The organism is Saccharicrinis fermentans DSM 9555 = JCM 21142 (assembly GCF_000517085.1).
Taxonomy (GTDB): domain Bacteria; phylum Bacteroidota; class Bacteroidia; order Bacteroidales; family Marinilabiliaceae; genus Saccharicrinis; species Saccharicrinis fermentans.
Genome location: NZ_KI912108.1, coordinates 11,395 through 35,547 on the forward strand (window position 1 = coordinate 11,395; position 24,153 = coordinate 35,547).

The 24,153-nt window shown below is 36.6% G+C and carries 23 protein-coding genes and 1 pseudogene; 11 read left to right on the forward strand and 13 right to left on the reverse strand.

The features are described 5' to 3' along the window. Positions 1–243: 243 nt before the first annotated feature. The gene (locus tag CYTFE_RS30250; protein ID WP_154665735.1) at positions 244–531 is read right to left on the reverse strand and encodes a hypothetical protein; all 288 of its coding nucleotides are present in this window, start codon (positions 529–531) and stop codon (positions 244–246) included. 289 nt (positions 532–820) lie between these two features. Here CYTFE_RS30250 and CYTFE_RS0124055 point away from each other — a divergent pair, with 289 nt between their 5' ends. Next, positions 821–1,051 (forward strand): tyrosine-type recombinase/integrase, encoded by a 231-nt coding sequence (locus CYTFE_RS0124055; RefSeq protein ID WP_262505606.1) that lies wholly within the window; start codon positions 821–823, stop codon positions 1,049–1,051. A gap of 441 nt (positions 1,052–1,492) precedes the next feature. After that, positions 1,493–2,179, forward strand: coding sequence for a hypothetical protein (locus CYTFE_RS28075; RefSeq protein ID WP_052343463.1), 687 nt, complete (start codon positions 1,493–1,495; stop codon positions 2,177–2,179). Between the two features lie 6 nt (positions 2,180–2,185). Here the strand turns inward: CYTFE_RS28075 and tnpC are convergent, their stop codons facing one another. The 3 genes from tnpC to tnpA form a co-directional block, all read right to left on the reverse strand. Then, on the reverse strand, positions 2,186–3,865 hold the full coding sequence (tnpC, locus tag CYTFE_RS0124065; protein ID WP_044263428.1) for an IS66 family transposase: 1,680 nt from the start codon (positions 3,863–3,865) through the stop codon (positions 2,186–2,188). Positions 3,866–3,959: 94 nt separating this feature from the next. Beyond that, positions 3,960–4,295 carry an IS66 family insertion sequence element accessory protein TnpB gene (tnpB, locus tag CYTFE_RS0124070; RefSeq protein ID WP_027470460.1) on the reverse strand — a complete coding sequence of 112 codons (336 nt, stop codon included), beginning with the start codon at positions 4,293–4,295 and terminating at the stop codon, positions 3,960–3,962. A 5-nt stretch (positions 4,296–4,300) separates the two neighbouring features. Continuing rightward, the gene (tnpA, locus tag CYTFE_RS0124075) at positions 4,301–4,651 is read right to left on the reverse strand and encodes an IS66 family insertion sequence element accessory protein TnpA (protein WP_027471034.1); all 351 of its coding nucleotides are present in this window, start codon (positions 4,649–4,651) and stop codon (positions 4,301–4,303) included. A 131-nt stretch (positions 4,652–4,782) separates the two neighbouring features. Between tnpA and CYTFE_RS0124080 the strand changes: the two genes are divergently transcribed. Continuing rightward, on the forward strand, positions 4,783–5,676 hold the full coding sequence (locus CYTFE_RS0124080; protein ID WP_027473904.1) for a reverse transcriptase domain-containing protein: 894 nt from the start codon (positions 4,783–4,785) through the stop codon (positions 5,674–5,676). Between the two features lie 167 nt (positions 5,677–5,843). On the opposite strand, the gene CYTFE_RS0124085 is transcribed toward CYTFE_RS0124080, so the two are convergent. Together CYTFE_RS0124085 and CYTFE_RS30255 are read right to left on the reverse strand one after the other, a co-directional pair. Beyond that, on the reverse strand, positions 5,844–6,212 hold the full coding sequence (locus tag CYTFE_RS0124085; RefSeq protein WP_081736142.1) for a group II intron maturase-specific domain-containing protein: 369 nt from the start codon (positions 6,210–6,212) through the stop codon (positions 5,844–5,846). 118 nt (positions 6,213–6,330) lie between these two features. Further along, on the reverse strand, positions 6,331–6,618 hold the full coding sequence (locus CYTFE_RS30255; RefSeq protein WP_154665736.1) for a hypothetical protein: 288 nt from the start codon (positions 6,616–6,618) through the stop codon (positions 6,331–6,333). 289 nt (positions 6,619–6,907) lie between these two features. Here CYTFE_RS30255 and CYTFE_RS0124090 point away from each other — a divergent pair, with 289 nt between their 5' ends. The 8 genes from CYTFE_RS0124090 (at position 6,908) to istB (ending at position 17,597) form a co-directional block, all read left to right on the forward strand. Beyond that, positions 6,908–7,138: a tyrosine-type recombinase/integrase gene (locus tag CYTFE_RS0124090; protein WP_052343426.1), complete on the forward strand. Its 231-nt coding sequence runs from the start codon at positions 6,908–6,910 to the stop codon at positions 7,136–7,138. 304 nt (positions 7,139–7,442) lie between these two features. Continuing rightward, positions 7,443–8,273 carry a DUF6577 family protein gene (locus tag CYTFE_RS28080; RefSeq protein ID WP_200871476.1) on the forward strand — a complete coding sequence of 277 codons (831 nt, stop codon included), beginning with the start codon at positions 7,443–7,445 and terminating at the stop codon, positions 8,271–8,273. A gap of 3 nt (positions 8,274–8,276) precedes the next feature. After that, positions 8,277–9,350 carry a nucleotidyl transferase AbiEii/AbiGii toxin family protein gene (locus CYTFE_RS0124100; protein ID WP_027473906.1) on the forward strand — a complete coding sequence of 358 codons (1,074 nt, stop codon included), beginning with the start codon at positions 8,277–8,279 and terminating at the stop codon, positions 9,348–9,350. Beyond that, complete coding sequence (locus tag CYTFE_RS0124105; RefSeq protein WP_027473907.1) at positions 9,351–12,509, forward strand: N-6 DNA methylase; 3,159 nt, start codon at positions 9,351–9,353, stop codon at positions 12,507–12,509. 3 nt (positions 12,510–12,512) lie between these two features. Then, the gene (locus tag CYTFE_RS0124110; RefSeq protein ID WP_027473908.1) at positions 12,513–14,894 is read left to right on the forward strand and encodes a DEAD/DEAH box helicase family protein; all 2,382 of its coding nucleotides are present in this window, start codon (positions 12,513–12,515) and stop codon (positions 14,892–14,894) included. Positions 14,895–15,294: 400 nt separating this feature from the next. After that, entirely contained in the window at positions 15,295–16,248 is a 954-nt protein-coding gene (gene istA, locus CYTFE_RS30960) for an IS21 family transposase (protein ID WP_211238217.1), read from the forward strand. 14 nt (positions 16,249–16,262) lie between these two features. Further along, positions 16,263–16,847: a Mu transposase domain-containing protein gene (locus CYTFE_RS30965; protein ID WP_211238218.1), complete on the forward strand. Its 585-nt coding sequence runs from the start codon at positions 16,263–16,265 to the stop codon at positions 16,845–16,847. Positions 16,848–16,859: 12 nt separating this feature from the next. Further along, entirely contained in the window at positions 16,860–17,597 is a 738-nt protein-coding gene (gene istB, locus CYTFE_RS0124120; RefSeq protein WP_027472598.1) for an IS21-like element helper ATPase IstB, read from the forward strand. Positions 17,598–18,239: 642 nt separating this feature from the next. Here istB and CYTFE_RS28095 read toward each other — a convergent pair. From CYTFE_RS28095 to CYTFE_RS0124160, 7 genes and pseudogenes are all read right to left on the reverse strand, one after another. Continuing rightward, positions 18,240–18,572, reverse strand: a complete 333-nt coding sequence (locus CYTFE_RS28095; RefSeq protein WP_027473909.1) for a group II intron maturase-specific domain-containing protein — start codon at positions 18,570–18,572, stop codon at positions 18,240–18,242. A 1-nt stretch (position 18,573) separates the two neighbouring features. Next, positions 18,574–19,227, reverse strand: a complete 654-nt coding sequence (locus tag CYTFE_RS0124130) for a hypothetical protein (protein ID WP_044214709.1) — start codon at positions 19,225–19,227, stop codon at positions 18,574–18,576. Positions 19,228–19,237: 10 nt separating this feature from the next. Next, positions 19,238–19,381: a hypothetical protein gene (locus CYTFE_RS30260; protein WP_154665737.1), complete on the reverse strand. Its 144-nt coding sequence runs from the start codon at positions 19,379–19,381 to the stop codon at positions 19,238–19,240. Further along, entirely contained in the window at positions 19,378–20,418 is a 1,041-nt protein-coding gene (locus CYTFE_RS28100) for a reverse transcriptase domain-containing protein (RefSeq protein ID WP_262505612.1), read from the reverse strand. The genes CYTFE_RS30260 and CYTFE_RS28100 overlap by 4 nt, the downstream gene beginning before the upstream one ends. Before the next feature lie 293 nt (positions 20,419–20,711). After that, entirely contained in the window at positions 20,712–20,951 is a 240-nt protein-coding gene (locus tag CYTFE_RS0124145; protein ID WP_027473911.1) for a hypothetical protein, read from the reverse strand. 247 nt (positions 20,952–21,198) lie between these two features. After that, positions 21,199–22,659 carry an ISNCY family transposase gene (locus tag CYTFE_RS28105; protein WP_154665738.1) on the reverse strand — a complete coding sequence of 487 codons (1,461 nt, stop codon included), beginning with the start codon at positions 22,657–22,659 and terminating at the stop codon, positions 21,199–21,201. 428 nt (positions 22,660–23,087) lie between these two features. Next, a pseudogene (locus CYTFE_RS0124160) lies at positions 23,088–24,121 on the reverse strand (IS701 family transposase). Positions 24,122–24,153: the final 32 nt, after the last annotated feature.

Genomic DNA, 24,153 nt, shown 5'->3' on the forward strand with positions numbered 1-24,153 from the left:
GATTTGACTTTGGTTTAGTCCTTGTGATGATAATTCTTTAACTTTGTACCACATAAAAAATTTTTTGTTTTTATTCATAGCCTTCTTCGTTTCTGTTTTGCAACTTAAAGATGAAGGCTATTTTTGTCTTTACAAATGATGATTTTCAATTGCGAAAATTTGATGGTACAAAGTTTCTATTTACATCGATTGGAGCGTTGGAATTCTCTAAGTTTTACTGGAATCTTTTGGAATTAATCGAAATTAGTGGGTGTTTTTTGGAATATTCTGACAACTATTAGACTTTTTCCAATTGTGCGGCAAAAGATCAGCCAAGTCTAAATCATAATTGCTTCTGTATAACGCAAACTTAGATAATACATCCGTAAGCCATTCGCGAGGATTTACATCACAGGTGGATATTCTGGAGCATGTAGACCCCTTAAAATGTTTTTGAAGGAATAATATTGCTCGGTGAGCAAAAAAAACGGAGCATGCTGACCCTCTGGATTTAGGTTTAATTAATTTGCCATTATAGATAGAATCGTGCATACCGCATACCGCTTCGATCTTAAAGGAGATACAAGGCGTAAATAACAGAATGAATAATTTTTTGTAAATTCATAGCTGATTAAAAAAAGTGAACGGGTATGGCCGTTTTCACTGGGTGGGTATAGACCATTTTTTCCAAATTGACGACAGAGATTAACTTCATCACCCCACAAAAATAGAATTTACAAACACTTGCATATAAACAGATTTTATATATTTGTATATATAAAAACATGATTTGATGCCTGTAAAGCCCAAAATAATCCTCTCTTTAGCACAACACCGGAAGATGGATGTTGTAAAAATAGAAATAAACAAAAAGGTGACTCCACATATGCTACGCCACTCATTTGCAACTCATTTATTAGAACATGGTGTCGACCTTAGATACATTCAAACGTTTTTAGGTCATGTATCGAGTACCACAACAGAAATTTACACACACGTAAGCAAACGATCTCTTGCAAATATAAAAAGCCCTTTAGACCAAATTACAGAATATAAACAACTCAATAACTGATAATTAAACAAATATAGACATAATAGATATAAACACAATATGCATTTACACATACGTTACAAGCAATTAAACAAAACACTTCACTAAGTATAAAAATTAATACATATAAGGGGGCAGTAGGCAGGAATGATACGTTTTACGAATTCTAGACCAACTAAGACATACGTTAGATGGATAGGCACATACCAATTTCCAAAACATCCTTACAAAGGACTATTGAGGAAACTGTTGACAACAGCTTAAGAACTGTTGAAGCCTCGAAGTTGACTCTACGGATTGATTTATGGAACATCTCTATGGTGTCTATATGATTGATTACAAAGATAACAATTTCTATACCTGAAAAGAGTAGCGTTGAACTAACAGTAAAATGTGAAAGCTTCGAAATAGCATGTACATTCTGAACCTGCTACTATTTGTAACTGCCCCTTTTTTTTTACTATGAACATAGAAGACTGGTTTAAAATAAAAAAATACCCTCATATTGGAATACCGCTTACAATCAATGATTATAAGCGAGTAAAAGGCTATATAAAAAACCCAGATTCTGTTAAAAAGCATAGCTTCCTACCGTTCATACACAGGGAGTTAAAACAACGAAAATATAGAGCAACAAATAGCGGAAAAAATCCAAGCGGAAAAAGGAAAAGAGCAAAATCAAAACCCAAGATTAGAGATGTCTTTTTTGCATCACATTTAGATTCAAATATATTTTCATATTACAACACTATACTTTCAGGAGCATATGAGGAATACATCAGAGTAAAACCATTTAATAAATGTATTGTAGCCTATCGAAAGATTCCAATTACAGAAGGATGTGACAAGTACAAGTGTAATATTGATTATGCTAAATCAATATTTGCATTCTTAAAACAAAATAAAGAATTAGAAATGACCGCAATGGTTTCTGATGTAACATCATTTTTCGACAATTTAAGTCACAAGATTCTCAAGAAACAATGGACAAAAATATTAGATAAGCATACACTACCACCTGACCATTATAATGTATTCAAAGGTAAATATGCGGTCTGCTACATATTGCAAAGTAAAAAAATGCTCCAATCGGGATGTCGGTTGGAGCGTTGGAATTCTCTAAGTTTTACTGGAATCTTTTGGAATTAATCGAAATTAGTGGGTGTTTTTTGGAATATTCTGACAACTATTAGACTTTTTCCAATTGTGCGGCAAAAGATCAGCCAAGTCTAAATCATAATTGCTGTTGTATAACGCAATCTTAGAAAATACATCTGTAAGCCATTCGCGAGGATTTACATCACTGGCTTTGCAGCATCCCAGTAGTGAGTACATAATTGCTGCATTTTCTGCGGCATCATGGTTGCCACAAAACAGATAGCCTTTTCTTCCAACAGCTACCGGCCTAATTGCATTTTCAGCTCCGTTGTTGTCAGGCAGATATCGGCCATCAAGATGATAGCGAGACAGACGTAAGAAAAGATTGTATGTATAAGCCAGCGCCTTACTCATCTTTCCTCCTTGTAGCGCTTTGGGGTAATAGCCTTCGATCCATTTTTCAAAAGCACGCATGATTGGATAAGCCAAGCGCTTTCGTAGTTCAGCTCTTTGCTTGTAATTCATGTTCTGATCGGTGGCCATTTGCTCAACTTGATAGATTTTAGCAATTTGTGCCAATGCGTATTCAGCCCCCGTTTTGTCTTCTTTTAGACTTTCGGAGAATTTCCTGCGCGCATGAGCCCAACAACCCAGAAGCAAAACACCTTTCTTTTGCTCATAGATTGAATATGCCTGATATCCATCGGTTTGAAGAGCTCCCTGAAAATCCTTTAATAAAGGAAGTATCACTTTTTGTGCTCGGGAGCCTTTGTCGTAGTGAAAGAAAACCAAGTTATTCATTACTGATCGAGCCATCCACAGATAAGCCTTTTGTGCTTTGTGCTTTTCGTTGCTAATAACAGGAATGGTACTTTCGTCAACCTGAATATAATCAGATTTTAGAACGATTTCTTTTAAACGTGCATAAAGAGCTCTTAGTAAATCACAGCTTCCTTGAAACCAACCATTAATGGTGGATGCAGGTAATTTTATACCAATCATTTTGAACATGGCCATTTGGCGATTAAAAGGCTGGTGGAAATAATATTTATTCATCATCAGCTCGCTCAATAAAGAAGGCCCTGCATTGCTGCGTGGCAAAGGCAATAATGGCATTGAACCAATACGGATAGCTGATGCTTCTTCGGTGTTTTGATCTGTAGCAATATCCGGTGATACTGATTCTTGCTTTACTGCATATTTAGGACGTTCTATACGACGTACATATACCTCTCCGGGCTTGTGTTCGAGTATTTCTGTTACTTCTTCGCCAATACGCACCCAGTTATCTTGTTTACCTTCCGGTTCAATAACTTCTACCTCTCGTCTAAGGTGGTCAGGAAGTGGTTGACGAACTGGCCTCTGCTTGTTTTTTACAGGCTTGCGGCGCTCATATTCGATAAGCTCTTTTTCTGCGTTTTCAATGATAGCTTTCTCTTCTGCAACGACCTCCAGTCCGTCCCAATCGATCTTTCGTTGATCGGGATCTTCGGCAATATGCTTTTCACTAGAATTGCCAAAAAACTTATGGCGAAACCAAGCAAGCTGGTCGATCAGCTTTTTAATTTGCTGCTCTTTTTTAGCGACTATAGCCTCTAATTTTTTGTTTTTAGCTTCCAAAGTGTCCAGAACCCTATTGTCATTTTTTCGCAAGCGGGAAAGCTCCTGAAACATCTCGTCACGTTCCTGGAGAAGCTCCTGTATTAACACATCTTTATTGCTTGAAAAATCGCTCATTTATCACTGCTTAATTACGAGCTTAAAGATAGTAAAATCAAGGCTTATAGCCAATTTTATCGATCTAAAAATCCTAAAAAATTGCTTCTTTTTGTCACCTCTTTAAGAGCCTTTTTTTAGGCTTCACATTCTTTACAATCAACATTAAATCGTGCCAACTTATAATGTGAGATGTGAGGCTTTCATCAAATGCAGGAAGTTTGAAAACACCACTGTCGAGCTTCTTATGGTAAATTACCAACCCGCCGTGTTCTAGATGAAGTATTTTCATGGTGGTCAGCCTACGGTTGACAAATATAAAAACTTCACCGTCCTGAACATTACGCTTCATTAAGGAGCTTACAATGCCGCTGAGTGTGTAAAAGCTTTTACGCATATCCACTGGTGCCGGATATAGAAAGTATTTAAGTTTATCGTGTAAATGAAACATCAGACTTAATCAAATAAGTGAACAATTGTTTTTAATACTTGCGTGTTTATATTATCCCTTAGTAGCATCTTGGTGCCATTGGGAAATAGGAATTCAATGGGAGCATCATTGTTTAAAGTAGGCTTACTCTTGATGATAGATGGACTCGATTGGTTATTCGTCGCTAACGGATTACTGTCAAATTCTAGTGGAACAAAGCTATCTGGCTCATGTGCTAATGCCTCTTCCAATTTGTTTCGCCAATAGTAAAAAGTGGAAGGAGCCAAATCTTGGTTGGTACAGAAATCTTTTATGTTCAAATCTGATTCCTGGTAATCTTTATACAGACGCTTAAATGTTGTTAATGTCATTCTCATTTTTTGCCATCAAAGAAACAGCTCTAGTATGAAGGTCGCAATATGTGAAAGACCGAAGACTTACATTCAAAGCATTAACTAGAATTAGGTACATAGAAGGGAATCAATTATATCACAGCTACGACAAAACTATGATAGTTGAAAAAGGTATACCCATGTCTTCCACCAAGAAGGTACAGAAACGAGAGAAAATATCTCAGACCAAATATTTTAGAGAAAAGAATGCCATTGCATATTGTACTAAAAAAGAGTTTCTAAAAAACAACATAAATCTAATCAAATCAAAAAACAATAAAACAGGAATACCACAAGGAAGCCCGATTAGTGCAACACTAGCAAATGTATATATGTTAGAGTTTGATGAGTTGCTGTTTAATAAGATTAATGAAATTGGTGGCTATTACCAAAGATATAGTGATGATCTAATCGTGATTTACGAAACTCGATATGAAGCAGAAATATCTGATTTTATTCTAGATCTCATAAAAGACTTAGCTAAATTAGAGATCCATCCAAAGAAAACACAGACATATAGATTTAGAAATATAGAAAAAGTAAATTCTTGTTTTCACGTTGACTACTTGACAAAAAAGGAAAGTCAAAATAGAAAACTAGAATACTTAGGGTTTTCTTATGACGGTGAAAAAGTATTAATAAAATCTTCAGGCTTTTCAAAGTTCTATCGTTCTATGAAAAGGTCTTTAAAGAAGTCGGCTTCACTTGCTATTAATGGAAAAAATCCCGACAATAGCATATTCAAGTCAAGCCTTTACAAGAGATTCACTCATAGAGGTGCTAAAAGAAGGCTTATATACAAACCAAAAAAGGATAATCCTAAAGAGTACAAGCCAACTAAGAAGTACTATTGGGGAAACTATATCAGCTATATAAACAAAGCTAATTATTCAATGAGGGAACTCAATGGCGATGATTCTATAAAAAAACAAGGACGGCGATTTTGGAATCGCTTTCATCTTCTTCTACAGTTTCAGGTAAACCGAGTCAACGATAAAAAATCCAAATAACTGCTTGTAATCGAATAGGTGGCTGACAGGATTGTAGCCCTGCCAGTGCACCTTTCACAGCACGACTTTTTACTCCATAAAAAGTACGTACGGGTAACTTCGTTATTCCTCTTCACAAATTAAAATACTATTTTAATTTATTCGAGCATATACGGCGGTTCCCTACATCATGGGGAATCGAAGATCGGCGGAGCCAATAACGAATTATCCCTTGAAGGTAAAGAAGAAGTTATTTCATTGTACATGGAAGCTAAAGCAATATAGCCACGTTTCTGAAGTCTTTTTATCGTGATGGTAGTCCCTAATATTGGACTTTGGGCAATAGCCCAACCACCCATTCTACTTCGACTCCAAGCATATGCCATACCCTTTTCGACACCTAAACGAATCAGGTTTTTCCTTTTACGTTCAGACTTTTTCCAATGGTGCCAAATACAGTATCTCAGACGGTTTCGAAGCCATCCGTCTAACTCTGCCAATTTGGTTTTAATGTTGACATATTTGAAGTTGTTAATCCAACCTCGTTGGATTTCAATTAACTGTAAATATGCGGTCTGCTACATATTGCAAAGTAAAAAAATGCTCCAATCCGGATGTCGATTGGAGCGTTGGAAATCTCTAAGTTTTACTGGAATCTTTTGGAATTAATCGAAATTAGTGGGTGTTTTTTGGAATATTCTGACAACTATTAGACTTTTTCCAATTGTGCGGCAAAAGATCAGCCAAGTCTAAATCATAATTGCTGTTGTATAACGCAAACTTAGATAATACATCCGTAAGCCATTCGCGAGGATTTACATCACAGGTGGATATTCTGGAGCATGTAGACCCCTTAAAATGTTTTTGAAGGAATAATATTGCTCGGTGAGCAAAAAAAACGGAGCATGCTGACCCTCTGGATTTAGGTTTAATTAATTTGCCATTATGGATAGAATCGTGCATACCGCATACCGCTTTGATCTTAAAGGAGATACAAGGCGTAAATAACAGAATTAATATTTTTTTTTAAATTCATAGCTGATTTAAAAAAGTGAACGGGTATGGCCGTTTTCACTGGGTGGGTATAGACCATTTTTTCCAAATTGACGACAGAGATTAACTTCATCACCCCACAAAAATAGAATTTACAAACACTTGCATATAAACAGATTTTATATATTTGTATATATAAAAACATGATTTGATGCCTGTAAAGCCCAAAATAATCCTCTCTTTAGCACAACACCGGAAGATGGATGTTGTAAAAATAGGAATAAACAAAAAGGTGACTCCACATATGCTACGCCACTCATTTGCAACTCATTTATTAGAACATGGTGTCGACCTTAGATACATTCAAACGTTTTTAGGTCATGTATCGAGTACCACAACAGAAATTTACACACACGTAAGCAAACGATCTCTTGCAAATATAAAAAGCCCTTTAGACCAAATTACAGAATATAAACAACTCAATAACTGACAGTTAAACAAATATCGACATAATAGATATAAACACAATATGCATTTACACATACGTTGTATGCAAGGCTAAAAAGACAGCAGTACTTTGATAGTTTGATTGATAAATTGAAATAATAAGCGGATAAGAAAAGAGCATTGATTGAAGGTTTGTGCAAGAAAAAATTAGTTTTTGCCCGCCCGCTTCTGCCCTTCGGGACAGTTGGGGAAGCCAACGCACAAACAGCACATTTGCAAACCGCACAAGGCGACCCACAATCAAAGTTTGCAAAAGAGCTGTTTTACCCCTCACACCTTTCTAATTAATGGCAATAATTACTATTTGCTGCCGTTATATAGTTTTTGTATCTTTGGCCATAAATTATAGAATTATCGAAGATAAAAAGTTAAATATTGAAAAACTAAAAGAAAGATTTAATGATACTGAATATCTTTTAACAAAGGATATTGCTGAATTTTATCTTTCGTTAGACCCGTTGGTAAAAAAAACAACTATTAACTGGCGAGTATATGCTTTAATTCGAAAAGGTATACTTACTCGTATTGGACGTGGCAAATTTTGTTTTGGTTCAAGCAAGATTTTTGCACCAGGATTAAACAGAAAAGAAAAGGTAATATACAACAAACTAAAGTCTGAGTTTCCATTTGTTGATATTTGTGTATGGAATACAAAAATACTAAATGAGTTTATGCAACATCAGCCCGGCAATTTTCAGATAATTGTTGAAGTTGAAAAAGAAGTAAGTCAATCTGTTTTTTATTTCCTTAAAGAATTAAATTATCCTGTCTTCATAGAACCTACAGAGGAGATATTAGAAAAGTATTTACCTACAGATAAGGAAGCAATAATAATTAAATCTTTAGTATCCGAATCACCATTACAAGAAAGTGGCAATATTAGAACAATAACTATTGAGAAATTATTGGTAGATATTTTTTCTGATTCAATTATCTTTTCAGCGCAACAAGGTGCTGAACTTAGAACCATTTTCCAAGAAGCATTTAATAAATACACTGTCAACCAAAGCAAGATGCTTCGATATGCAAGTAGGAGAAGGAAGAAAGATAGTTTTCAAGCGTATTTAAGTACAATTCAAATCTACGGCAGCAAAAACCAAGATGCTGCCAAATTATAGAAAATGATAGATAAAAGTAAAATAAATATAGATTGGATTAATCAAGTATCCAAACAGAACCGAAAAGCTGACAAAATTTTGATTGAAAAGGTTATTCGTGCTTTGCAGTTGCTTGAAGGTCTGGTCGTACATGAAATTCCTTTTGTATTTAAAGGAGGTACGGCATTAATGCTACATCTAAATTCTTCAAAAAGGTTATCGATTGATATCGATATTATAATGCCTAAAGAAGTTGAAGGCTTTCAAGCTCTTCTTGAAAAAATAGTCGTTGACCAAGGCTTCTCAAGATTAGAGCTACAACATAGAAGTACAAATACTAAAATCAAAAAAGAACATTACAAATTTTTCTATACTCCTATACACAAGTCGAATAAGGAGAAAGAGTATGTACTCCTTGATATTCTTTTTGAAGAGGTTGGCTATAAGAATGTAATTGAGATTCCGATACAATCATCTTTTGTGCCGATTGAAGGAGCCCCAATTACTGTAAAAGTACCATGCTTAGAAGATATGCTAGGAGATAAACTCACAGCTTTTGCTCCAAATACAACAGGCATTCCATATTTCAAAAAGAAAGACAGTATGAGTATGGAAATCATTAAGCAGCTTTACGATATTGGAAATCTTTTTGATGTTGTAAATGATTTAGAAATAATTAAAGCTACCTTTTTGAAATTCGCTGAAACCGAATTGACATACAGAGCAATAGATGGGCTAACAGCGAATGATGTATTGGAAGATATTTATCAAACATCATTAAATATTGTAACAAGAGGTACTGATGGCAAAGGAGACTTTGAACAACTGCAGCTCGGAATTAGAAGAATTACCGGATTCATATTTTCTGAGAGTTTTCATCTAGAAAAAGCTATAATACTAGCATCAAAAGCGGCATATATTTCTATACTTATCAGAGAAGATGCAGATTTTATTGAAAAATTTGATAATCCCAAATTAATGAAAGATTGGCAGATTGGGGAGCCTTTGAATAACAAACTAAACAAATTGAAGAAATCGAATCCAGAAGCGTTCTTCTATTGGTTTAAAATTTACGAACTTATTAAACAGGCAGAATAAATGGGAAGGTCAACAGTACATTACGCAGATAATAAAACCAATAACGCTCTAAAAAAGCTACATAATAAATTACGCCCTGCAGGAACTCCTGTTCAGCGGGTAGAATATATCATAGAATTGCTTTTGCTTCGTATTTTTGAAACAAAGATTAAACAAGACGATGATTTTAAGCCTCTTCGCAAATTATTCTCCACTGATTATAAATGGAAAAATCCGAAAACAGGAAAAGAAGAATCGAATGAAAATCGCTTATTCTCTTACTTACCAACTGTTTCAAACAATCAGATTTTATCCGAATTAAACGATAATTTCTTCCCATTCTATTCAAGCATAATGAATAGCGCAAGGCAAGTATTTGAAGGGAATCTTCCGCAAAAAGTGCAAGACCAATTGGTGTTAATTGAGGAAGTGTTTAGCAACTCAAATTTTACCAATAATGTAAATAGTGGAAACCTTGGCGAAGTCATTAGCATTGTGGCAAATGATATTGAAGAAGCTCGCTTATTGAAAACGGATTTACTAGGTGATGCCATAGAATCAGCATTAAGCGAAACAGGCGGTACGAAAGATGTTGGTCTATTTCGCACTCCAGACCATATACGACAGTTTATGACAGGCTTGATTGAGCCAACTTTTGACGACCAAATTTTTGACCCTGCTTGTGGAACGGGCGGATTTTTATTTGACGCCTTTGAATTTGTAATGCGTAGAGTTGACCCCAGCAGAGAATGGCCCGGAGAAAAAGGGCATAGTGAATTATTAGACTATTTTGATGATTACTTCAAAACCAACAAAATAGAATTTCCCAGCATTGAGCAGACTACCCAATTTTACAGAGGTGGTGTAACGGGCATTGAGTATTTGGGCATGATTCGTAAGATGGCGGCTATTAACTTTTATGTGCGTGGTTTAAACCCTCACAATATTGAACAAGGCGATTCTTTAGCAAAATACAGCCCGGTAACCGACCACGAAAGTAAATCGGTTATTCTAGCTAATCCCCCATTTGGGGCCGAGCGCGACCAGGAAGCTTATCCCGACGTGTGGCAAGAATACAGCAAAGAATCGGAAACTACTATTCTGTTTGTAAAATTGATGTTTGAACAACTGAAACAGGGTGGAAAATGTGCCGTGGTTGTTTCTGAAGGTTTTAATACCTGGGACCAGGGAAGTGCCAAAGCATTACGAAAAATGTTATTGGACGAAGCGCAATTAAAAGCTGTAATCTCTTTACCGCAAGGTTTATTTGTGAGCAAAAACGGACAAGGCCCCAAAACATCTATTTTGATTTTTGAGAAAGGTGGTAAAACAGATTGGACTTGGTTTTACAAAGTTAGTAACGATGGTTATTCAATGGGTACAAATCGTAAAGAGCAAAAAGGAAATCAGTTGGTGGAATGTTTGAGTTTATATCACGAGTATGTGAAAAAAGGAATTAAGCCACCCGAAACTAAAAATCAGTTTTGCATACCTGCCCAATGGATTAAAACACTTGACCCAAGAATAAAAAATAAAATACGTAAAGAAACCCGAGCCGTTTTAGCCGAAAAAGGCAAAAAAGAAAGAGTAAAAAAAGAAAAGGAACTCAATAAAAAAGTAAAGGCAAAAAAAATAAGCGAGGAAGAAAAGCTAAAGGAATTAAAAACCTTTGACCAAATGCTTGAAAATCGCATACAAAACGAAATAGCCAAACGTATTGATAAAGCACACAACTATTCTTTTAATCTCGCCAATTACAAAAGTACTTTAAGCGAAAGCCAAATTAACGATTGGAGAAAAGCATTAAAACACATTCAGCCCAATGGAGCAACTACTTTAGACGAGGTTTATAAAAAACTAAACTATAGCAAACCACAAAATGTCTTGCCGTATTTATTGAAACTGAATCCCGCCAATGCCTTGGAAGCAGATATTGCCCGTGAATATGTAAGCAATTTGGATAAAAGTATTGTTGCTGAGCAAAAAGAATTGTACGCGGTTAAAGAGATAATTAAAAGTGGGGCTAAATATCCGATGGTCAAGTTAAAAGATTATTTGATATTGAATACAAATAAAATAAAACCCTCAAAAACGCCCGATGTAAATTACAAAGTGCTTGGCGTAAGTAATGATGTTGGGATATTTTTAAATGAAAAATTGGATGCAACAGAAACCAATCAAAGTTATTTTGTTGTGGCTAAGAACGAATTTTGCTACAATCCTTACAGAATAAACGTTGGAAGTATTGGTTTAAATACCTTTGATTACGATAATCAGATAATTAGTGGAGCTTATTTGGTTTTTGCATGTAAAGAAGAGGAACTAAACCCTAAATATTTAGATGCACTTTTTAATAGCAAAGGTTTTCTCTCTTATGTTGACGGTAAAGCCAATGGTGGAGTTCGCATGAACTTCAAATTTGAAGATATGGAAGCATGGGAAATTCCATTACCATCCATCGAAGAACAAAATGAGATTGTTGCTCAAATAGAAAAACAAAAAGCGATTATTGAAGGGGCGGATAAAGTTATTAGTAATTGGTCAATTGATTTTGAATACTATTTTTCACGATATAAATTTTCTCAGAAAGCACTTTCAGAATTAATTATAGAATCACTATATGGTTCTTCGGAAAAGTCAGATTATCAAGATGAAGGATATAATATATTACGAATTGGGAATGTGGGGTTTTGTGATTTTAAGCTTGATGACATCAAGAAATCATCGTTGTCCGAAAAGGACTTTAATAAATATAAACTACAAAAAGGTGATTTCTTGATAGTACGTTCGAATGGCAATCCAAAACTTGTTGGAAAGTGTGCTGTATGGAATTCTGAAGAACAATTTGCTTATGCTTCATATTTGATTCGCTTTAGATTCAAGTTGGATGAAGTAGAGCCAAAATATGTAATGTATTTCTTTATGAGTCCAAACGGTCGTGAATTATTAAATCCACAAGCTGGAGGAGGAACTTATAATATTAGTGCTACGGAATTCCAAAAGGTTCAAATACCTTATCCCAAAATTGACATTCAGCGTCAAATTATAATTGATTTGGATGCTAAAATGGAAATATTAAGAGGCTTACACAAAATGAAAACAGAAGCAGAACAAAAGATAGAAAAAATATTGGCGGAGGTTTGGGGAGTTGATAAGAAAGAGCCAACAAAAACAGCTTAGGGTATGGGTAAAAAAATAAACGAAGCAACTTCTACAGATATTCCAATTATACAGCGTTTGGTAAACGAATATGGTTGGAAAGTTGGCGACACCCTATTGTATCAGGCAATTTATGATATAACTGACAATTTAAAGGCCGATTATTCAACACTTAAAAACATTCGTCCTGACATTGTTTTACAAGACATGAACGGTGAAATTGTTGCTGTTATTGAAAACAATTTGGACAAAGAGAACAAAGACCTTTTAAAGTTACGCACCATTGTTACCCAACTTTTAAAACCTCGCTTTTTGTATGCCTGCAGTGCCGAGCGCATTTTGTTTTACGATAATGCCTGGCGTGGTCTGGATGCCGGCGAATTTAAGCAGGTTGATGGTTTCATGACCTTGGAGGAAATGAAACTTAAAATTGAGCAGCAAAAAAAGATAGCTTCCAACAAAGAAATAACTATTGATACCAGCATTGCAGGTGGATTTGACCCTACTGTTGGAAAAGAACGATACTACCAACTACAATGCATACGCACCATTATTGAAAACTACAAAGCAGGCAAACAAAAAATGCTTATTCACATGGCAACAGGTTTAGGCAAAACCCGAACTTCCGTTGCTTTGGCAAAAGCTTTATTAAGTCATGGTTTATGTAAACGCATTTTGTTTGTAGTTGACAGGCGCATGCTTGCTAAACAATCGGTGGATGATGGCTTTGCTTTAATTAGTAAAGAATTCCCGAGCAGTTGGATAACGACTTCCAATTTCAGGTCGCGCAAACACGCCAATATTCATGTAATAGTTATCGATACACTTGAACTTATTCATAGTGATTTACCTTCAGGATTCTATGATTTAATTATTGTGGATGAATGTCACCGTAGCATAAATGTAAACCGCAAATTAATATTCGACCATTTCCTTTGTCCGAGAATTGGAATGACAGCCACTCCAAGAATCGCTACTCCTAAAAAAGGTGCAGAAGTTGACGAAGAAGATTTAGCGATAATCGATACCTACAAATTATTTGGATGTGAAACTGGCGAACCCGATTTTCAATTCGATATGGATAGAGGCATATCAGAAGGTTTTCTGGCTCCATACAAACCTATTGAGCTAAAATCATCGTTGGTTACCGAAGCCGAAGAAAATGGAATAGAATTCGACCATGTTCTTGACCCAAAAGAAAAATATGAGATTGCACTGGGTGCCGAAAAGAAACTAAAACTTGAACAACTAAACCGCAAGTTTATCTCAGAAGAGAACTGCTTGAGAATTGCTGAAGAACTAAAAAAGAATACCCAATATGGTGAGAAAGTAATCTTGTTTGGTGTTAGTCAACCTCATTGCATAGAATTAGCAAAAGCGATAAACCAAGTATTTGAAAATGACAATTCGGAAAAGCCCTATTATGCTGAAGCCATAATTTCGGAAAATAATGAACTAAATGAAACATTGAAAGCTTGGTTTAAAAAGCCATATCAAAAGCCCTATGTTGTTACCTCAGTAGATATCTTAAGCACAGGTGTTGATATTCCATGTGTCCGTTATATTGCATTTGCCTCCTTAACTAAATCGGTTGGCAAATACATACAAATGGTTGGACGAGGCACACGCCTTGACCCCAAAACAGGTAAATTTAGCTTTACTGTTCTTGATTTTGTTGGTTTATGCAAACGAATGGAGGATAACGGCAAAGGAACTTCAAAAGAAAATAAGAAAGTTGTAAAGCCAGGCGACCAAAAACCAAAACAATCAGGAACACCCAAACCGAAAGGAGATTATTTTTTAATTGATAATCCTGACCCAGCTAATTTAATTCAGCGTGTTGAAATCCATGGCGATTCTATTGAAATAAAAGATAACATTCCAATTGAAGAAGCAAAAAGGATTTTCGAAGAAGAGTTGAAAAAGTCTGAAGAACCCGTAATGACTGATTTAAAGGAAAAAGCAACAAGAAGTGATTATCAGCCAACAGAAGAGGAGATTGCAAAACTAATAGAATGGTTAAGTAAACCTAATACATTCTTGGATGAAGGACATTTACAGAAAATGTATGATTATCCGGAAGGGTCAGCGTGGGACTTTTTATTGCACGCTTTGGGCAAAAAGAAAATTCCAACTCCAAAAGAACGAATTGAAAAGAATTATCTTTCTTATGTTCATACTTATGATTTCTCAGACGACCAGATTATAATCCTAAAAAAGATTAAGGATATTTTCACATCCAATATTGCTTCAAAAAGAAATATAGAAGATAAAGACATATTTGGCAATCCGATTTATGAAAGATTAATTGGCTCATATGATGAAATCAATAAAAAGTTCGATGGAAACTTCAACTTGATTTTAACAGATTTGAAAAGCACATTTAATATCAGACCAAATGCATAGCAAACGCACACAGCCAAGCACATTTGCAATTTGCACAAGCCAACGCACGACCAAAAATTGCAAAAGAGCTTGTCTGTCAGCCACCGCTTTTTTGCCGACCCTAAAAACTATTTTTTTCGGGAACAGCAGTGCTTCGATTGAGCGGATTTATGATTTTAAAAGCTTGATAATTAACTGATAATGAATAAAGCCCAGCATACAATCGAATAGGTTGGATACAGCGGTTCGATTTATGCCACCCATTTCGGATTCATTGTGCCAGTGATTTCGGTTTAAACTGTGCCACTAACAACGAGTAAGTAATTCGAGGCACGTTTCTAATTGTGCCATTTGTTTCGGTTCAATTTGTGCCACTTTGAAAGATCAAGTAAAAACTACTATATCGCTAAAAAAAAGCGGTATGGCCAATAAACTTGATCCCATGGATTTAAAACAGATAATTACGCTTCATCAAGATGGAGTGAGCAATCGTAAGATTGAGTCATTACTCGGTATCTCACGCAATACCATTAATACATACATGAAGCTCTTCAAGGCCTGTGCCTATAGCTTTGACGAACTGCTCTTGTTCGATAATATTAAACTTAGAGAGCTATTCCCTTCTCATACGACCATTGATAATGACCGCTACAATGAACTAATGCAGCATTTTGAACGCATTAATGCAGCAATAAATCATCCAGGCTTTACTTTTCTCTTTCATTATAACGAGTATAAACAACAGGCTAAAGATCCCTATGGTTATACCCAGTTTATGGAGCATTACAATCGAAAACATGCCAAAATTAAAGGTTCTATGAAACTTGAGCATGAAGCCGGTTATGAGGTGTTTATTGATTATGCAGGTAAGAAACTTCATATTGTAGATAAAGAAACCGGAGAGCAGGTTCCTGTTGAAGTATTTGTAGCCATCTTGCCCAATAGTCAGTATACCTATGTTGAGGCTTCTATGAGCCAGAAACGAGAAGATATGATTACGAGCATGGGCAACGCATTATCGTATTATGGCAGTGTTCCAAAGGCTATTGTATCCGACAATCTCAAATCAGCAGTCACAAGAGCTAGTAAGTATGAACCTGATGTCAATCGATCCTTTAAAGATTTTGCGCGTCATTATAACTGTGCTATTAACCCTACCCGAAGTTATGCTCCGCAAGATAAGGCACTGGTCGAAAACGCCGTTCAATTGGCCTATCAACGTATTTATTATCCCATTAGAGAAATGACTTTTTTTCGTTGGAAGAGCTCAATCTGGAAATTAAAAAACGGCTTATCGATTATAACAACCGCCTGCTTGCACGAAAAGGAGCCAGCAGAAAAGAGCTCTTCCAATCTATTGAGCGAAGTTACTTAAAGCCACTTCCATCGTTGGGTTACGAACTTAAAGATTATCGTAGAGCCAAGGTGCAAAAGATGGGCTATGTATATTTTTCTCCCGACAAAAATTATTACAGTGTTCCGCATCGATATATTGGAAAATCAACACAGATTCATTATACAAAATCAACTGTGGAGGTCTTTTATAATCATGAACGAATAGCATCTCATCAGCGCAATCCTGCGATGGGCATTTACATTACCAACAAAAACCATTTGAGCAGTACGCACAAGGCATATACAGAATGGAGCCCTTCTTATTTTGAGAAAAAAGCCGCTAAGCATGGTGTCCATGTAGTAGCTTGCATTCAAGGTGTAATAAGTAATAGTATCTATCCTGAAATTGCCTATAAAAGGGCTATGGGCATTATTCAACTTCATCGCACCTATAGCTCCGAGAGACTCAATAATGCTTGTAAGAGAGCTGTTGAGGCAGGTGCCTTTTCCTACAAGCGCATACAAAATATCTTAAAGAATAATTTGGACAAAGAAGGTACTGTGGAGCAAATGCAAGCGTCCAATACACCACACATTCCTACACACGAAAATTTACATGGAGCTTCGGCTTATAAATAAAAATAAATAAAAATGAACAACAATCAAACAATTGAAAAGCTCAGGCAAATGCGCCTAGGAGCTATGGCTGATTTACATCTTCAGCATATGAAAAACAATCAATTAACAAATATTACACCTGATGAATATTTGGCTCTACTTACCGATCAGGAGTGGGAATATCGGCAAAACAGTAAAATTGCAAGGCTGATTGCCCAAGCTGATTTTAAACAAAAAGCGAATGTGGCAGACATTAATTATGGTCCATCCAGAAACTTGGATAAAAACATGTTTATGCGCTTGGCATCACTTGACTTTTTAAGTAAAAAGGAAAATATAATTGTATCCGGATCTTCTGGCGTTGGGAAAAGTTACTTAGCTCAATCTCTGGGACACCAAGCTTGTTTAATGGGTTATAAGGTAATTTATGCCAATACGGCCCGATTGTTCACCAGGCTTAAATTATCTAAGGTAGATGGTACATATTTAAAGGAGCTAAAGAAGCTATCTAAGGCTAATATACTTATCCTTGATGACTTTGGATTGCAGGCCTTTGATAATCATGCCAGAGAAGCTCTAATGGACATAATAGATGATCGATATAATCAAACATCAACCATAGTATCATCACAAATACCTGTTTCTGTCTGGTACGATATTATTGGCGAAGGTACCATAGCCGATGCTATTTTAGATCGTCTGGTCAACTCATCACATCGTATAGATCTCAAAGGAGAATCTTTAAGAAAAGGATATTTAGTGAGTGAATAACATTTTTTTTCTTATTATTGCAGCATCTTTTAAAGTGGCACGGTTACTCCGAAATCGTTGGCATGGTCACTCCGAAATAGCCATAGGTGGCTGACAGGATTGTAGCCCTGCCAGTGCACCTTTCACACCACGACTTTTCACTCCATAAAAAGTACGTACGGGTAACTTCGTTATTCCTCTTCACAAATTAAAATACTATTTTAATTTATTCGAGCATATACGGCGGTTCCTTACATCATGGGGAATCGAAGATCGGCGGAGCCAATAGCGAATTTGCCTTAGTAGGTAAAGTAGCTGTTATTTCATTGTACATATAAGCTAATGGGATATAGCCTCGCTTTTGAAGTCGTTGCACCGTAATGGTTGTTCCTAAAATAGGACTTTGCCAACAAAGATTATGTTTTATTGGTGTTAGCGATTTCCGCTTTGCTCCAATTGGGCGATAGCCCAACCACCCATTATTCATTATATATGTGTATGCTTTAAGGCATTCATGATTTCGTTCCTCAATTCAACTTCGACTCCAAGCATATGCCATACCAGCTTCAATGCCTAATCGGATCAGGTTTTTCCTTTTCCGCTCAGGCTTTTTTATTCACAAGTGTTCATTTTTTGTGTTCATGATTTCCGCTTTGCTCCAATTCAATGATGCCAAATGCAGTATCTAAGACGATTACGGAGCCAGCCATCCAACTCTTCCAGTTTTGTTTTGATATTGGCATATTTGAAGTTGTTAATCCAACCTCGTTGGATTTCAATTAACTTACTAATGCGTTCATCAAAGCTCATTGGAGTAGTCTTTCGAGTGACTTCTTTAAGTTTTGCTTTAAAACTCTTCCATCTTTTTGGGGCAACTACCAATTGGTATTTTCCCTTGATACCTTTCTTATAGATCGGTACAAAACCGAAGCCGAGTATTTGGAAGTTTACTGGTCGTCTGATGCCACTTTTGTCTCTATTGATAGGGAGTTTCAATTTACAAAGTAAATGTTATCGTTTCATTAGAACCGTCAGAGAATTTCTTGATTTTTTTCGTTTGTTGCCCTTCTTTTTTGTATTTACAAGTCATTTCGTAGTTTTCATAGGTAACCCGACCATTTGGAGTGAAACTTTTTTCATTTATTAATAATGAATCTTTATATTCATATATTACTGTTCTACTAGGCTTTTGATTTATTAAAAATCCTTCTTCTCCGAAACTATATTCATTTTTTTTTGTAAGAAATCCATATTCATTGTATTCATAATTGATTTTTTCATTAATTGGGTCAGCACCTAATGCGTTTATATATTCTTCATCTCTTTTACCTAAGTTTAATATTCTTTGAATTGTAATTTCCTCAATCAAATTCCAATTTTTGTCATATTTATAGCTTGTTGTATGATCATATGAGACAACGTCCCAAAATGTGTAGACATATTTTTCGGTAACCTTACCATCCTCGCTAAATGCTTTACTAAATAATAATCTACCGTCAGAATTCGAAGTATCTTCTACTCGATAATACATTGTTTTAATATTCTTTAGCTTTTCATCTTGTAGAATTTCTTCATAGTTCATGTCAAGACCTAACTGTGCAAAACAGTTTAGAGCTAATACAAAAAAGCTTAAAGTTGTAAGTATTCTCATATGTTTATGTTTAATGTTTGCGTAGAGTAGAGCCTGATAGCTTACTCCCATTATTACTTCTAAAAGTAGCAATAATAAGTAAACTATCAGCGCCCCCTTCATCAAACCGTACGTGAAGTTTTCCCTCATACGGCTTACCGATAGAGTTCTTCATTGAGCTTTCGCAAGGGTTTTCAAGCGTGCATACTTTTCCAAGTCTAACAGCCTTTTGCTTTGTACAAAAGTACTGTATGGTCGCTGGCGAAGCGACTTGTGCGCTTTACGCCCTTTGCTTTTGAGCCATTTAAATAGTTTATAATCCAAGTGTTTGATGATAACCTTTATGGTTTCCCAAATGTGCGTTACCTTACTTATAGAGAAATAATTAAGCCAACCTATTAATAATGAGTTGAGCTTGTAAAGCAAAGGTTCAATCTTCCAATGCCTACGTTTTGCTAAAAGCTCACGAATGTTGGCAAAGAGTTTACTCCTTGATTTCATACTCGGGCGGACGTTGGTATAGTTCTTCCTGTTCCAAGCGAATTTGGAGCGGATTACCCTGAACTCAAACCCCAAAAAGAATAGGCTTTTCTTATGCACATGCAAAATAGTTGTCTTTTCCTTATTGATGGTAAGCCCCATCCGTGTCATTAATGAATCGATATAAGCCAGTATTTCCCTACTGTAATAGTAAGTACCCATCTGTACAAAATAATCAGCATAACGGACTATGCGAATGTTGCCCTTGGCAAACTTACTATTTGGACTATTAACAATGCGGTCAAAAGCATGCAGGTAAATATTCGACAGCAATGGACTGATAACTCCTCCTAGCGGAGTGTCTGCCTTGGATGTCAGAAGCTTCCCGTTCTTTAATTGTTTGGGTGCTTTCAGCCATTGCTTAATAATATTCAAAATCCCGTTGTCACTGATACGCTCTTTGAGCAGTACAAACAGCTTATCATGAGGGATGGTATCAAAGTATTTCGACAAATCTGTGTCATAAATAAAATGATGCCCTTCATAAATGTTCTTCTTGATTTGCTTGATCGCATCATGTGCTCCACGCTTTGGTCTAAATCCATACGAAGTTTCTTCAAAGTCGGCTTCCCAGAGTGGCTCTATTAACATCTTTACTGCCATTTGTGCAACTCTATCTCTAATGGTTGGAATTCCCAATTTTCGAAACTCGCCTTTCTTTTCCTTCGGGATTGATAATTCGGCTTGGTCATTTGAACATACCGAGCTTCAGCGATAATCCTCACGAATATAACTGTCAGCAGTTCTTCTAAACGAACAGCAAATTATTGCGATAAGTGAAAGTAAAACCAAGTTTACTTGGATTATGCTGAATGAAGCAATAATCTTAACAAAAATTATTTAGGTAGGATTTGCACCTAGTGAATTACCACAGCTTCGTGGCACACCAACGGTTGTGCTATGCATCGTAGCTTTGTGTTGCACCTGCGGCAAAGCTATGATGTATGAACACGTGTTACGAAACGTTATTTATTACAAGTCCATATGGTATCTTTTCTGTCTTTTGGGTAATTACAATACCACATATTTAAATTATCTTTCGAACGATAATATGCGTAAAATGCGATACAGTCTTCACTACAATCACCGTTTTTGCCTGTACCATCTCCATAAATTTCATGTTTTTTATCTTCCTTATGCTCAATGTAATATTCAGTGCAAGTGGTTTTTTCAAAAAATGAAATAAAAAACCTTTCAATCCTCATTGTAGAATCACAAATGAATGAATCAGTTGCTAAATAGTCTCGGCAAGAAAACTCATGTTTTCAAAAATAGGCGAGTAGAATATCGCCAAACGTGAACTTTATTTTTGTTGATGATGGTGATTTTATGTGTCAAAGCTGATTTTTATTGCAAAACACGACCCTGCGCATAATATTTTGCCAATTTTGTTGATTATTGGGCATAATTCTCCCCCTTGTGTTACATAAGACGCACATATTCAAAACATTACTAGGCTGCTATTTTGTTCTGCTCGCCTGTATCAGAACTACTCCGTGCTCGATGGATTAATTCGGCACCAATCTTTCTTAGATTGTAGGCGCTAACGGCTAAGCCAACATACCTTTTGAAGTTGTGGTATCCGCGATCCGGACAACGATCTAGTCCCCTGTGCTCCAATTCGTTAATGTTTGATTCGATGGCACTATGTTTGTTGCGCAGCTTCTTGAAAACGGTTTGACGCTCCTGCTCTGCTTCTTCTTGGTTACATTTGCCTTTCTTGGGAAGCACAAGGTTCTTAACCGCTCCCAACAATAATGTTTTATTGTTTTTGTTCCAATACCCCTTATCGAAACTCCAACTTTCTATTGTAAACCGTTTCGATAGTCTTTTTGTTAACTTCGGAACAATCTCTGAATCAGATTCATGATCCATTATCTGGTAATCGACAATTAAATTAAACTGGTCGGTGGTTATTCCTGCTTTTTTGCCCAGTTCGATATTCGGACGCATTTTACCTTTGGTCACCCATTCGGTATATTCTTCGAATATGGAAAACATTTTCTCGCTATGGGGTATGGCTTCCCCTTTTATAGTCCGCCTTTCAAGCAAGTTGATATGCTTAACCAATAGTGACATGAAATGTTCGAGCTCTATCACTGTGACCTGATCCGCAATATCTTCCTGAGGAAAGCTGTCTTTTGAATTTTCTAATTTGTTCAGCAAAGCTTTAGCTTTTGCAAGGTAGACTCGCGCCGCTGTTCTTATTCTGTCTTGTTTCCCTTTTCCGCCCGAAGCGCTTGCCCGACCTAGTGCCCGCATTTTGTTCTTCAGGTCTTTACGCCAGTCATACACTTTGCGCCATCCAGGTAAATCGTGATTTTTCTGGAGCTTGTTGACCATGTCGATGCATTTCCGCGCGCAGTCCCATAACAGGTTGTAGTCAGTAGGGAAGTGAACATTGCTTTCCACAACAAAACTATCGGTTTTTAAGGACAATGCTGCCGCCTCTTTTTTTTTAAATACCTCGTGGCCAAATGCCACAATAACATTGTTGAGTTCTTTTACCGTTTCGTCCGTTAGTAGACCGACGTTGTCGATAATACATTGATATCCAATCTTTTGCTTTTCATACCCAAAGCTGCTCTCGATGCCCATTATTTGGCGTATCAATGTATGGTGATTGGCCATGTCGTGTAGATCGTCATAGCTAATATTTTGACAAAGACGCACTTGTGACAAAACAAAGATTTGCCACAGGTCCATTCCGGGACGACCTGTATGTTTCTTTTCCGAGCGTATCGCCTTGTCCAATATCTCAAAGACCTTCTCGTTCCAGTTTGGGTTGGCAAATATTTCTTTTAACGCAGCACATAGTCCGGGTAGAGCCCCACTTCTTTTTGCTGTCGGTATGATCGTTTCTTGAATTGGAAGACTTCCCAGTTTCAATTGTTGTTCGAATCTTTTTCTCATGCTTGAACCTCTTTGTGCTTTAGCTCCGAAATAACCAAATCTAAAACCATTAATAGGTTGAATATCTGCAAAATAACCCAACTACACAAGCTATATTCACTAAAGATTCAAACAAGTTTTCAACATCAAAAAACAGATTTACAATTGATTATACGTTTTCTTGCAAGGACTAAATAGCTAGAATTATATAAATAATTGTTTATTAGACTATCATAAGTATTCTGTTTATTTTTTTGCTTTTCTATTAATACTGTCTCATTAAGCCGATAGGTACCTACACTATGAAGACTAGTAATACTCACAAAACGAGTAAGGTGTTCTAAGCGATACATATCACCGTCCTTTGTTTTATCAGATGTACAAGCAATTAAGAGCATTAAAGCTATAAATATTAAATTTTTCATACTATTAATTCTACTTTAACAGATTTATTGCTTTGAATAACAGAGGTCTATGTCACGCTGTCGCTTTTCATGTCGCTGCTGCAGTTTTTCCAGCATCCGTTCATCGGTCATTTCACGATAAAATTTGTATACCATAAAATCCATAATGTCTCTTGCCGACAACAATGGGACTTCGTCTTGATTCAATAGTTTTTCTTTCAGCATAAAGCTGCCCACCATTAAGTTGAGGGCTACTTGGTGATGCCATGACAGCCATTTGCGGGTTTGGAACTGATCCAAGCCTACTATCTGTTTTTGCTCTTTGAAGCTATGCTCAATGAAAAAGCGTTGTGCCTGCATGTATGCCAGCGCCTGATGCGTGTATTGAGCAAGTTCTGCGTTAGTGAACGAATATTTTATTTCTACTCCCTGCTTTGTCTTTCTTTTCGAAATGACCAGCAACCGTTTCTCAACAATGTTCTGAACCTTATCCCAAATGTAAACTGTCTTAAAATGGAACAATCCCTTCAGCTTTCCCTCGGCAGAATCACGAATGTCAAGCTTTTTCCAGTCCTTGTTTGTAAGCGTTTCTATATATTCGTTAGCGTTTACCGATGGGGTGCTTGCCTTCGGCCTTTTGGGTGGGCGCCCACGATTGCTCTTTCGCTCTGGAATATGTAGTTCTGGTTTTTCAAGGTGGATTTTTGATCCGCTATGAATGTCAAGCATGTACACCAAACCCATATCCTCAACCGAACGGGTAAACGCAAGGTCATTGCCATAAAGTCCATCCCCCCCAACGTAATCGAACTCGATACCCATTTCCAGTTGGTGCTTCACAATATCTGTAGCCAGCTCCGGTTTTGTCTTGAAAACCCTGTCCTCTTTGGGGATGCCAGCAGTTTCACACCTGGCGTTGTTAGTACACCATGACCTTGGAGGGTACAGTCTCGTGTCGACCAACGCTGCATATTTGTCCGTGCACAAGCAACCAAAACTGCAACCTGCGAGTTTGCAGTCTTCCCAACGTTCCCGCAATACTGGTGATCAACACCAATGCTTTTGTCACCTTTTTTCACCCATCCGCTTTCGTCTATGAGTAATCCTTTTA